Annotated in this window: 10 protein-coding genes; 3 read left to right on the top strand and 7 right to left on the bottom strand. The window is 62.9% G+C overall.

The genetic code is table 11. From position 1 onward, the window contains the following. Positions 1 to 49: 49 nt before the first annotated feature. The 6 genes from betA to AC6GQJ_RS16800 form a co-directional block, all read right to left on the bottom strand. Positions 50 to 1,699, bottom strand: a complete 1,650-nt coding sequence (gene betA, locus AC6GQJ_RS16825) for a choline dehydrogenase (protein WP_500770345.1) — start codon at positions 1,697 to 1,699, stop codon at positions 50 to 52. A 79-nt stretch (positions 1,700 to 1,778) separates the two neighbouring features. After that, on the bottom strand, positions 1,779 to 3,236 hold the full coding sequence (gene betB, locus AC6GQJ_RS16820) for a betaine-aldehyde dehydrogenase (protein ID WP_500770343.1): 1,458 nt from the start codon (positions 3,234 to 3,236) through the stop codon (positions 1,779 to 1,781). 43 nt (positions 3,237 to 3,279) lie between these two features. Further along, a complete protein-coding gene (gene betC, locus AC6GQJ_RS16815; RefSeq protein ID WP_500770341.1) occupies positions 3,280 to 4,788 on the bottom strand; it encodes a choline-sulfatase in 1,509 nt (502 codons plus the stop codon). Then, a complete protein-coding gene (betI, locus tag AC6GQJ_RS16810) occupies positions 4,785 to 5,360 on the bottom strand; it encodes a choline-binding transcriptional repressor BetI (protein WP_500770339.1) in 576 nt (191 codons plus the stop codon). The genes betC and betI overlap by 4 nt, the downstream gene beginning before the upstream one ends. Before the next feature lie 69 nt (positions 5,361 to 5,429). Then, entirely contained in the window at positions 5,430 to 6,332 is a 903-nt protein-coding gene (locus AC6GQJ_RS16805; protein ID WP_500770337.1) for a DMT family transporter, read from the bottom strand. 78 nt (positions 6,333 to 6,410) lie between these two features. Beyond that, positions 6,411 to 7,007 (bottom strand): LysE/ArgO family amino acid transporter, encoded by a 597-nt coding sequence (locus AC6GQJ_RS16800; RefSeq protein WP_500770335.1) that lies wholly within the window; start codon positions 7,005 to 7,007, stop codon positions 6,411 to 6,413. Between the two features lie 259 nt (positions 7,008 to 7,266). On the opposite strand from AC6GQJ_RS16800, the gene AC6GQJ_RS16795 reads away from it, so the two are divergent. Further along, positions 7,267 to 7,503 (top strand): hypothetical protein, encoded by a 237-nt coding sequence (locus AC6GQJ_RS16795; protein WP_500770333.1) that lies wholly within the window; start codon positions 7,267 to 7,269, stop codon positions 7,501 to 7,503. 109 nt (positions 7,504 to 7,612) lie between these two features. On the opposite strand, the gene AC6GQJ_RS16790 is transcribed toward AC6GQJ_RS16795, so the two are convergent. Further along, positions 7,613 to 8,362, bottom strand: a complete 750-nt coding sequence (locus AC6GQJ_RS16790; protein WP_500770331.1) for a YebC/PmpR family DNA-binding transcriptional regulator — start codon at positions 8,360 to 8,362, stop codon at positions 7,613 to 7,615. A gap of 200 nt (positions 8,363 to 8,562) precedes the next feature. Here AC6GQJ_RS16790 and AC6GQJ_RS16785 point away from each other — a divergent pair, with 200 nt between their 5' ends. Together AC6GQJ_RS16785 and AC6GQJ_RS16780 are read left to right on the top strand one after the other, a co-directional pair. Next, positions 8,563 to 10,335 carry an SLC13 family permease gene (locus tag AC6GQJ_RS16785; RefSeq protein ID WP_500770329.1) on the top strand — a complete coding sequence of 591 codons (1,773 nt, stop codon included), beginning with the start codon at positions 8,563 to 8,565 and terminating at the stop codon, positions 10,333 to 10,335. Between the two features lie 102 nt (positions 10,336 to 10,437). After that, on the top strand, positions 10,438 to 11,295 hold the full coding sequence (locus AC6GQJ_RS16780; RefSeq protein WP_500770327.1) for a bile acid:sodium symporter family protein: 858 nt from the start codon (positions 10,438 to 10,440) through the stop codon (positions 11,293 to 11,295). Positions 11,296 to 11,304 lie beyond the last annotated feature (9 nt).

Here is an 11,304-nt window from a genome sequence, read left to right as displayed (position 1 = left end):
TTATATGCAGACGAAATGCTTAAGGTGCAAACGGGTTCGCGCCAGATACTTAACGCTGCGTGGTTTCCCAGTCGGGGTGAATCCACGGTGCATCGTTGCTGCGCGCCAGCGGATCACGGCCAAGGATGTGGTCCGACATCTTCTCGCCCGTCATGATCGACGGCGCATTCAGGTTGCCATTGGTGATGCGCGGGAACACCGAACTATCCACCACGCGCAGCGCGTCGACCCCGATCACGCGGCCCTGCGGATCGACGACCGCATCCGGATCATCCGCACGCCCCATCCGGCAGGTGCCGCAGGGGTGATAGGCGCTCTCGGCATGTTCGCGGATCACGTCGTTCAGTTCGTCATCGCTTTGGGCCTGCGCACCGGGCTGAATTTCGTGCTTCACATATGGCTCGAACGCGGGCTGGGCAAAAATCTCGCGCGTCAGGCGAATGCAGCGGCGGAAGTCTTCCCAGTCCTGCTCGGTGCTCATGTAGTTAAAGCGGATCACTGGATCGTCGGCGGCATCGGCACTGCGCAGCGTCACCGACCCGCGCGAAGGCGAGCGCATCGGCCCCACATGGGCCTGAAACCCGTGCCCCTCGGCAGCCGCCTGCCCATCATAGCGCACCGCGATGGGCAAGAAATGGTACTGGATATCGGGATAGGCCACGCCCGCCTTGCTGCGGATAAAGGCGCAGCTTTCGAACTGGTTTGATGCGCCCATGCCCGTCTTGGTGAACAGCCATTGCGCGCCAATCATCGCCTTGGACACAAGGTTCCAGTGCTTATACAGCGTGATCGGCAGCTTGGAGGCCATCTGGATATACATCTCGAGGTGGTCCTGAAGGTTCGCCCCCACCCCGCGCCGGTCGGCCACCACGTCGATCCCGTGTTCGGCCAGATGCGCGGCAGGGCCGATGCCCGACAGCATCAGGATCTTGGGCGAGTTGATGGACGACGCGGCAAGGATCACCTCGCGCCGCGCACGCACCACTTTGCCGCCCTTCAGGGCGACACCGACGGCGCGCCCGTCCTCGATCACCACCCGTTCGACCAGACCGCGCAGAATGTCGCAATTCTCGCGCTTGAGCGCGGGTTTCAGATAGGCATTGGCCGCGGACCAGCGACGCCCCTTGTGCACCGTCTGCTCGAACGGGCCAAACCCTTCCTGCTTGTGGCCGTTATAGTCGTCCGTGACCTCGTAGCCCGCCTCGCGGCCTGCCTCGACAAAGGCGTGGAACAGAGGGTTCTTGCGCGGCCCGCGCGAGACATGCAGTGGCCCGTTACCGCCACGCCACGCAGGATCGCCGCCATGGCCACCGTCGTGCCAAGTCTCCATCCGTTTGAAATAGGGCAGCACGTCAGCATAGGACCAGCCCGAGGCGCCGGATTCGTCCCAGTGGTCGAAGTCCATCGCATGACCGCGCACATAGACCATGCCGTTGATCGACGACGACCCGCCGACAACCTTGCCACGCGGGCAGACAAGGCGGCGGTTGCCCAGATGCGGTTCGGGTTCGGACATATAGCCCCAATCATAGCGCGACATGTTCATCGGATATGACAGGGCCGCAGGCATCTGGATCAGCGGGCCTGCATCGGTGCCGCCATGTTCGATGACAAGAACAGACTGGCCCGCCTCGGCCAGACGGTAGGCAACAGCGCAGCCTGCGCTGCCCGCTCCTACGATTACAAAATCCGCTTCCATGATCTGTGGTCTTTCCTTCGGCAGTCGTCAGTCGGTCGGGATGGGCGCATGGCAGCGCGGGGCCGCCACGGCGCGGGGGTCAGAATGGCGCTCCGACATCGCCCATGCGCACATATACCGACTTGAGCTGGCTATAGTGGTTGATTGCAGCCTTCGAATTCTCGCGCCCCACACCCGAGAGTTTGGAGCCGCCAAAGGGCGCTTCGACAGGGGCGTCGTTATAGGTGTTGATATAACATGTGCCGGCCTCGAACGCAGCCGCGACGCGGTGGGCGCGGGTCAGGTCACGGGTAAAGACGCCCGCCGCCAGACCGAATTCGGTATCATTGGCGCGGGCCATCACCTCGGCCTCGTCTTCGAAATCCAGCACTGCCATGACGGGGCCAAAGATTTCCTCGCGCGCGATGGTCATGTCGTCGGTCACATCCGCGAACACGGTCGGTTCGATAAAGAACCCGTCGCGCGCGATGCGTTTGCCCCCACAGACCAGCCGCGCACCTTCGGCCTGCCCCTTGGCGATGTAGCCTTCGACAATCTCAAGCTGGCGGGCCGAAACCATGGGACCAAAGGAGGTCTCGGGGTCTTGCGGATCACCGATCACCGCTGTGGCCAACCGTTCGCTGAGGCGGGTCAGAAACGCTTCTTTGATGTCCTTGTGCACAAAGACGCGCGTGCCGTTGGAACAGACCTGCCCCGAGGAATAGAAGTTGCCCAGAATGGCACCGGACACGGCGTTTTCGATATCCGCATCCTCGAACACGATCATCGGGGATTTGCCGCCCAGTTCCATGGTGACATGTTTGATGCCAGCGGCAGCGGCGGCATAGACCTTGCGCCCCGTCGGCACCGATCCGGTCAGCGACACCTTGTCCACGCGCCCGTCCGACACAAGCGCCGCGCCCACATCGCCAAGGCCCTGAATGACGTTATAGACGCCCGCAGGCGCGCCTGCTTCGTGCAGGATTTCGGCGACCTTGAGCGCGCAGAGCGGCGTGGTTTCGGAGGGTTTGAACACCATCGTGTTGCCGCAGGCGAGCGCAGGCGCGCCCTTCCAGCTGGCAATCTGGGTGGGGTAGTTCCATGCGCCGATGCCGACGCAGACGCCCAATGCCTCGCGGCGGGTATAGACCCAATCCTCGCCCAGCTGGATATGTTCGCCGGTCAGGGTCGCGGCCATGCCGCCGAAATATTCCAGCGCATCCGCCCCGCTGGTCGCATCCACCACGGACGTTTCCTGATAGGGTTTGCCGGTGTCAAAGGTTTCAAGCACCGACAGATCGTGGTTGCGTTCGCGCATGATGTCGGCCGCGCGGCGCAGGATACGGCCCCGTTCGGTGCCTGTCATCGCGGCCCAAGCCGCCTGTGCCGCCCGTGCCGAGGACAGGGCCGCGTCAATGATCGCGGGCGTGGCAGAATGAACCGTTGCGATCACTTCGCCCGTTGCGGGATAGATCACGTCGATCGGCGTGCCTGCGGTGTCTTCGACATAGGCGCCATTGATAAAGTGGCTGGCGGTAGGTTGGGTTTCATAGGTCATTTTATTTTCGCCTCCGGCGGCAGTATTTTTGGCCAAAAGAAGATCACTCGCCCCGTGGGAAGCGTTGTTTTTCTTCGACGGTGTTGAGGTCCATGTGGTTGCGCATAAAGCGTTCGGACGCTTTTTGCAGGGGCTGGTAGTCCCAAGGGTAATATCCGCCCTGCCTGAGGGCCTCGTAGACGACCCAGCGGCGGGCCTGACTGGCGCGCACCTCGGCGTCGAATTTGGCAAGATCCCAGCGGGCTTCGGATTTGGCGCGCAGTTGCTGCAACGTGCCTTGATGTTCGGACACATCCGCGAGGTTGCGCAATTCGTGCGGGTCGGCATCAAGGTCGAACAACTGGTCGGGATCAAGGGCGCAGCGGTTGTATTTCCACTTGCCATAGCGCAGCGATACCATTGGCGCATAGGACGCCTCGGCGGCGTATTCCATTGCGACGGGTTCGCTGCGTGCGACCCCCTGCCCTTGCGGAACCACCGATTGGCCCGTGGTCCATGGGGCGACCTCGCTCATGTCGACACCGGCCAGATCGCACAGGGTCGGGCAGACGTCGATATTGCTGACCGGATCGCTGACCAGCCCAGGTTCCATGGTGGGGGCGCTGATCATCATCGGCACCCGCGCCGATCCTTCAAAGAAGGACATCTTGAACCACAGCCCCCGTTCGCCCAGCATGTCGCCGTGATCCGACACGAAAAGGATGATCGCCTCTTGCCGCGTGGCCTCCAGCGCCTCCATCACCTCGCCGATTTTATCGTCGAGATAGGAGATATTGGCGAAATAGGCGCGGCGGGCGCGGCGCACGTCCGCATCCGAGATGTCAAAGCTGCGCCAGTCATTGGCGTCGAAGATGCGCTTGGAATGCGGGTCGTGATCCTCGTAAGGGATCGGCGCGACCGTGGGCATCAGGTGGTCGCAATCCTCGTAAAGATCCCAGTATTTCTTGCGCGCCACGTAAGGATCGTGCGGGTGGGTAAAGCTGACCGTGAGGCACCAAGGCCGCGCATCGGCCCCGCGTGCCAGATCATAGACCTTGCGTGTGGCGTGATAGGCGACCTCGTCATCATATTCCATCTGGTTGGAGATTTCGGCCACGCCTGCCCCCGTGACGGACCCCATATTATGATACCACCAGTCGATCCGCTCGCCCGGTTTGCGGTAATCCGGTGTCCAGCCGAAATCGGCAGGATAGATGTCGGTGGTCAGGCGTTCCTCGAACCCGTGCATCTGGTCGGGGCCGACAAAATGCATCTTGCCCGACAGGCAGGTCTGGTAGCCCGCGCGCCGCAAATGGTGGGCATAGGTCGGGATGGACGAGGCAAATTCCGCCGCATTGTCATAGACGCCCGTGGCGCTTGGCAACTGGCCGGACATGAACGCCGCCCGTCCGGGCGCACAGAGCGGCGAGGCGGTATAGCAGTTGGCAAAGCGGGTCGAACGCGCTGCCAGTTTTTTGAGGTTTGGCGCATGCAGCCAGTCGGCAGGCCCGTCGGGAAACAGGGTGCCGTTCAACTGGTCCACCATGAAAATCAGGATGTTGGGCTGGCTCACATCTCACCTCCGGTCAAAGTGTTCAGGGCGGATTGCGCGGTCGTCTTGGCCGAATCCACCGATCCGTCCGCCGACAGGGCCGCGCGCAGATACAGCCCGTCGATCAGCGCCCCCAGCATGGCGGCATCCGCCGCAGGGTCACGCGACAAGGGCCGCAGCGCGTGGGTCAGGTTCGAACGCAGCCGCCGCTGGTAAAGCGTCAGCAACCGGTGCGTTTCGGGATGGGTGGTCGCCTGCGCATATAGGGTCATCCACGCACTGACCGTGGCGGGCGCAAAGCAGGAGGGCGCAAAACTGGCCGCAATCACCGCCTCGGCGCGGGCCCGCGGGCTGCGCGCGTTGCGCAACCCTGCCACCACTTCGTGCCCGAAATCGCGCAGGATCTGGCGCATGGCGGCCAAGAATATCTGATCCTTGCCACCAAAGTAGTGGTGCGCAAGTGCCGTGGACATGCCCGCCCGCTTGGCGATCTGTCCCACGGTCACATCCAGCGATCCGGCCGCGCCGATTTCGGCAATGGTCGCTTCGACCAATGCAGCCCGCCGGATCGGTTCCATCCCCAGTTTTGGCACGTTTACACCCTCAAGTAGATTGGCATCCTACCTGATGGTTTTTTATTGACCCGTCAATCAATAAAAATGTCAGAGCTTGGTCGCAGGGGCTGGCGGGGTCATCGGCCTGCGGTTCAACACCGCCTCGCGCCATGTGATGAAGGTGACCGAGGCAAGGATCAGACCACCGCCAAGGACAACCCAAAGGTCGACAGGCTCGCTAAAGACCAGCGCGCCAAGGGCGACGGCCCAGACCAGTTGCAGGAAGGTGATGGGCTGCGTCACGGTCACGGGCGCGGCGGCAAAGGCCATGGTCATGGTGTAATGCCCCGCCGTGGCAAAACAGGCGACGGCGAACAACAGGCCCAGATCCTGCCATGTGGGCGTAACCCAATCGGCCAATGCAAAGGGCGCAAGGCCGATGGTGACAAAGATCGACAGCATCGCGACCACCACGGCAGGCTTTGCCTCGTCCGCGACGATCTTGGCGATCAGGTAGGATCCCGCAAAGGTCACCGCACAAAACAGCATCGCGATATGGCCGGGTTCGACCACCCGAAACCCCGGACGCAGGATGATTGCCGTGCCGATCAGCGCCACGACAATCGCCGCAATCCGCCGCATGGCCAGCTTTTCGCCCAGAAAGATCGCCGCCCCGATGCTGACATAGACCGGCGCAAGATAGTTCATCGCCGTCACCTCGGCGATGGGGATGCGCGTCATGGCAAAGAACCACAGGATCACGCCGCCCGTATGGAACACGCCGCGCGCGGAAAACAGCGCCCACTGCCGCTTGGTCAGATGCGCCTGTCGCACGGCGGGCAGCATGGGCAGCAAGAACACCAGCCCCAGAAGATAGCGCAGGAACGCCGCCTCGGCCGGTGGGACACGCGGCCCCATATATTTCACCAGTGCCGTCACAGCGACAAAGCACAGGCCCGTCACCAACATCCAGAATATGCCCGTCAGGGGCTTGGTATTTTCGCGTTGCATGGCGCCATCAATGGGCCGATGGCGCAGCGGGTGCAAGCCCCGCCACCGCGCAAGATGGCCCGAACCGCGCCACCCAGCCTAAAGGTACAGCAACTTCACCGCGATGGCCCACATGGTCAGCGCAATCAGCCCGTCCAGCACCTGCCACGCGCGCGGGCGTGCAAATAACGGCGCCAGCAGGCGCGCCCCGTATCCCAGCGAAAAGAAGAAGACAAAGCTGGCCAGCACCGCCCCGATCCCGAACCCCAACCGCGTCGGATACTGGGCCGAGATCGACCCGATCAGCACCACCGTATCCAGATACACATGCGGGTTCAGCCACGTGAGCGCCAGCAGGGTCAGGATGGCGCTTCGCAGGCTCTGGCTGTCCCCGCCGCCCGCATCCAGCGCCCCGCCCCCGCGCCATGCAGAGCGCGCGTTCTGCCAGCCATACCACAGCAAGAACGCCGCCCCGCCATAGCGCATCACCGGCGCAAACCACGGCAGCGCCTCGGCCAGCGCGCCAAAACCCGCAACCCCGCCCGCGATCAGGATCGCATCGGACAGCGCGCACGTGAGGCACACCCAGAACACATGCGCCCGCCGCAGCCCTTGCCGCAACACAAAAGCATTCTGCGCCCCTATGGCCAGAATAAGCGACAGGGACAGAAAGAATCCCGCAAAGAATGAAGTCATCACAACGCCTTGACTAGGGTCGCTTACCCTAGGCGGGGCTTTGCCGACGGACAAGACCGACAGGCTATATCGGCGCACAACCGCCCTGCGAAAAAAAACGAATGCATTCTTCTCAAACACCCTCTATGTCCGCCCAACGCCGACCCGAGGCTGTTTGTGCAGCGGCGACTCTCCGGAATTCACAGTGATCTGATCGCGGAACTCTGGCGTATCTCTAAAGACACCCCATATGTGGTGAATAAAAATAAGGAAGCAATCAATGCTTGACGACACTCACAGCGTGGATTTGACCACGCGCGACCTCGAATTGATCGAGTCAGCCCTGCAAACGCAGGAAAAAATCCTGAGCGTGCAAAGCCGCGCCGGCGGTTCTGCGGCGCGTGCGCGCCTGAACGACCTCAAGGGGTTGATGCGCCGTTTGCGTCGCCAGACCCCTGCGACGCAAAGCGCCCCCTCGCCCAGCTGGACTCAGGTTGCGCGCCAGTTCTTCTTTTAAGACGCCGCATATTTCTTAAGGGGGGCGTTGTGCCCTCGCCCGAAATGAAAAACGCCGCACCTGAATGTCAGGGCGGCGTTTTCTATTCTGTGCTGATGGCAGTGCCGGATCAGTCGTCGTTCAACTGCGCCATGACCTCGTCGCTGGCCTCGAAGTTTGTGGTGACCTGCTGAACATCGTCATCGTCCTCCAGCGCATCCACCAGCTTCATCAGCTTTTGCATCGCCTCAAGGTCCATCTCGGTTGTGGTGGTGGGGCGCCAGACCAGCTTGGTGCTGTCCGATTCGCCCAGTTCCGCTTCAAGCGCGGTGGACACTTCGTTAAGGTCCGTATCCGCACACCAGACGATATGCCCGTCCTCGGTCGACTCGACGTCCTCGGCCCCTGCTTCGATTGCGGCCATCATGACCGTATCCGCATCGCCGACTTCGGCGGGATAGCTTACCGCGCCCTTACGGTCGAACATGAAACCAACGCTGCCGGTCTCACCCAGATTGCCGCCGTTCTTGGTAAAGGTCGACCGCACGGTGGACGCGGTGCGGTTGCGGTTGTCGGTCATCGCCTCGACAATCACCGCCACACCGTTGGGGCCATAGCCCTCATAGCGGATTTCCTCGTAATCGTCCCCGTCACCCGCCTGCGATTTCTTGATCGCGCGGTCGATCACGTCCTTGGGCACGGAATTCGACTTGGCCTCTTTCACCGCCAGACGCAAACGCGGGTTCTTGTCCGGATCGGGGTCGCCCATCTTGGCGGCCACTGTGATCTCCTTGGACATCTTGGAAAACAGCTTGGCACGGATTTTGTCCTGCCGCCCTTTACGGTGCTGGATGTTTGCCCATTTGCTGTGGCCTGCCATGATTACGCGCTCCCGAATGCCGTTTTGTCGCCTGCTGATAATCCAAACCCCGCCACCCCCGCAAGCCCGCACCACCTTTGCACCCTCAAGACCTTCTTTTGGCCCGAAATACTGCGGGGGAGCGTCAGCGGGGGCAGCGCCCCCTCTGCCCTCTCCATTCTGCTCTTGCGCCCGCTGCACGCGCGCAACATGCTGCCCGCATGACACAGGATCAAATCATCATCTTCTGCCTGTTCGGCGCAGTCTTCGGCCTGCTGCTGTGGGGGCGGTTCCGCTATGACCTCGTGGCGTTCAGCGCGCTCATGGCGGGGGTGGTGCTGGGCGTTGTGCCCAGTGCCAATGCGTTCTCGGGCTTTGGCCATCCGGCCACGTTGGTGGTGGCGCTGGTGCTGGTCGTTTCGGCGGGGCTGGTGCGGTCGGGTGCGGTGTTCCTGATCACCCGCACGCTGGTGGACTCCTCGCGCAGCCTCGGGGCGCATATCACGCTGATGGGGGCGATTGGCGGCGTCTTGTCAGCCTTTATGAACAACGTCGCCGCCCTTGCCCTGCTGATGCCCGTCGACATCCAGACCGCGCGCAAGGCAGGCCGCAGTCCGGGTCTCAGCCTGATGCCGCTCAGCTTTGCGACCATCCTTGGCGGCATGGCCACGCTGATCGGCACGCCGCCCAATATCATCATTGCCGCGATCCGGCAGGAAAGTCTGGGCGAGCCGTTTTCCATGTTCGACTTCGCCCCCGTAGGCGGGCTGGCGGCGCTGGCGGGGTTGCTTTTTGTGGCGCTTGTCGGCTGGCGGTTGATACCCGCGCGCGGCGACACGACCAGCGCACAGGATGACGTTGCGCAATATATCGCAGAACTGACCGTGCCCGAAGACTCCAAACTGATTGGCAAACGACTGGGCGAACTGGACGAGGACGCCGAAAAGGCCGACGTCGCCATCATCGGCCTGATCCGCGACGGCAAACGCCGCTATGGCCGCGCCCGCAGCGCGATCTTGCGCGCAGGCGACGCGCTGGTGCTTGAGGCGACGCCGGACGCGCTCGACGAATTCCGCGCCGCCCTGTCCCTTGCCGTGGCCGAGGCCAAGCGCGACGAACAGTTGCGTGCCGCCGGTGAAGGGGTCGAAATCATCGAAGTGGTCGTCACCGACCAGTCCCGTCTGATCGGGCGCACCGCGCAATCGGTCGGGCTGAGCTGGCGGCAATCCACGGTGCTGATGGGGATCTCGCGCCAAGGCACCCGCATCACCCAGCAGATCCGCAAGACCCCTGTGCGCGCGGGCGATATCCTGTTGCTGCTTGTCCCGCGCGACACCGGCGCGGATGTCACACAATGGCTGGGCGCCCTGCCCCTCGCCGAACGCGGCCTTGCCGTGACCGCGGACGAAAAAGTCTGGCTCGCCATCGGTCTGTTCGCAGGGGCCGTGGCCGCGGCCAGCTTTGGCCTGATCTACCTGCCCGTCGCCTTGGGCATGGTGGTCGTCGCCTTTGTCCTGTCAAAAATCGTGCCGCTGTCCGAGCTTTATACCCATATCGAGTGGCCCGTGATCGTGCTCTTGGGGTCGATGATCCCGCTGGGCGCCGCGCTCGAATCCTCGGGCGGGACCGAACTGATCGCGGGGTGGCTTGTCACGCTGACCAATGGCATGCCCGCTTGGGTCGTACTGACCGTGCTGATGGTTGTCACGATGAGCTTGTCTGACGTGCTCAACAACACCGCCACCACCATCGTCGCCGCCCCCGTGGGCATCCAGATGGCACAAAGCCTCGGCGTCTCGCCCGATCCGTTCCTGATGGCCGTGGCGGTCGCTGCCTCTGCGGCGTTCCTGACCCCGATCGGGCACAAGAACAACACGCTGATCCTCGGCCCTGGTGGCTATCACTTTGGAGATTACTGGCGCATCGGCCTGCCGCTGGAGATTATCGTTGTCGCCGTGTCCATCCCTGCGATCCTTGTGTTCTGGCCGCTCTAGGGCGACGCCCCCGATCCACCCTCCCACTGCTTGACGGTGCGAAACAGTTGCGCGGGGCGCGCCTGTCCGCTTACGCTTTGAAAGAATTTCGGGGGGATATTCATGGACATACTTCTTAACGTGGTTCTGCCACTGTCGCTGGCGGTCATCATGCTCAGCCTTGGCATCGGGCTGACGGTGGGCGACTTTGCCCGCGTGCTGCGCGCGCCACGGGCTTTTGGCATCGGCGCGGTGTCGCAGGTGGTCCTGTTGCCGCTGGCCGCCTTTGTCACGGTGACCCTGTTCGGCCTGCCCCCCGCCATCGCGGTCGGGTTCATGCTGCTCAGCTTTTGCCCCGGTGGGGTGACGTCCAACATCATCGCGAAGCTGGCCAATGGCGACGTGGCACTGTCTGTCTCGCTCACTGCCGTGATCAGCCTGCTTAGCTTGCTGAGCGTGCCGGTACTGGCCGCGTGGTCCGTGGTCTATTTCATGGGCGACACCACGCCGCGTGTCTCTGTCGCCTCTCTCACCCTCGCGGTGTTCCTGATCACCACCCTGCCGGTGCTGATCGGCGTGGCGATCCGCCACTTCGCCCCGTCCTTTGCGCGCGCGGTCGAGCCCGTTTTGTCGACACTCGCCACCGTCCTGTTCATCGTGATCGTGCTGGCCGCCCTAGCAGGCAACTGGGACGTGTTCATCGAAAACCTGCCCACACTCGGCCCCGCGCTAATCACCCTGAACATCGCATTGCTGCTGATCGGGCTGGGCATCGCGCGCATGGCCAAGCTGAACTGGGCACAGGCCAAGACAGTCGCCGTGGAAACCGGAATCCAGAACGCCACGCTTGGCATCACGCTCGCCACGCTGATCTCCGGCCCCGCCGAAGGGTTCAGTGCCATGGCCCTGCCCTCGGGCGTGTACGGCATCACCATGTACCTTGTCGCCGCGCCGTTTCTGGTGTGGTTCCGCAGAACCTGAGGGCACCGC

The organism is Tateyamaria sp. 7Alg 36, assembly GCF_059882455.1.
This window is presented reverse-complemented; position numbering and strand designations above follow the sequence as displayed.

What these genes read in the sequence shown, in the direction of transcription:
- AC6GQJ_RS16790 (WP_500770331.1), bottom strand. Translation starts at nt 8,362, where the DNA reads ATGGCAGGCCACAGCAAATGGGCAAACATCCAGCACCGTAAAGGGCGG.
- AC6GQJ_RS16805 (WP_500770337.1), bottom strand. Translation starts at nt 6,332, where the DNA reads ATGCAACGCGAAAATACCAAGCCCCTGACGGGCATATTCTGGATGTTG.
- betA (WP_500770345.1), bottom strand. Translation starts at nt 1,699, where the DNA reads ATGGAAGCGGATTTTGTAATCGTAGGAGCGGGCAGCGCAGGCTGCGCT.
- AC6GQJ_RS16780 (WP_500770327.1), top strand. Translation starts at nt 10,438, where the DNA reads ATGGACATACTTCTTAACGTGGTTCTGCCACTGTCGCTGGCGGTCATC.
- AC6GQJ_RS16785 (WP_500770329.1), top strand. Translation starts at nt 8,563, where the DNA reads ATGACACAGGATCAAATCATCATCTTCTGCCTGTTCGGCGCAGTCTTC.
- AC6GQJ_RS16800 (WP_500770335.1), bottom strand. Translation starts at nt 7,007, where the DNA reads ATGACTTCATTCTTTGCGGGATTCTTTCTGTCCCTGTCGCTTATTCTG.
- AC6GQJ_RS16795 (WP_500770333.1), top strand. Translation starts at nt 7,267, where the DNA reads ATGCTTGACGACACTCACAGCGTGGATTTGACCACGCGCGACCTCGAA.
- betB (WP_500770343.1), bottom strand. Translation starts at nt 3,236, where the DNA reads ATGACCTATGAAACCCAACCTACCGCCAGCCACTTTATCAATGGCGCC.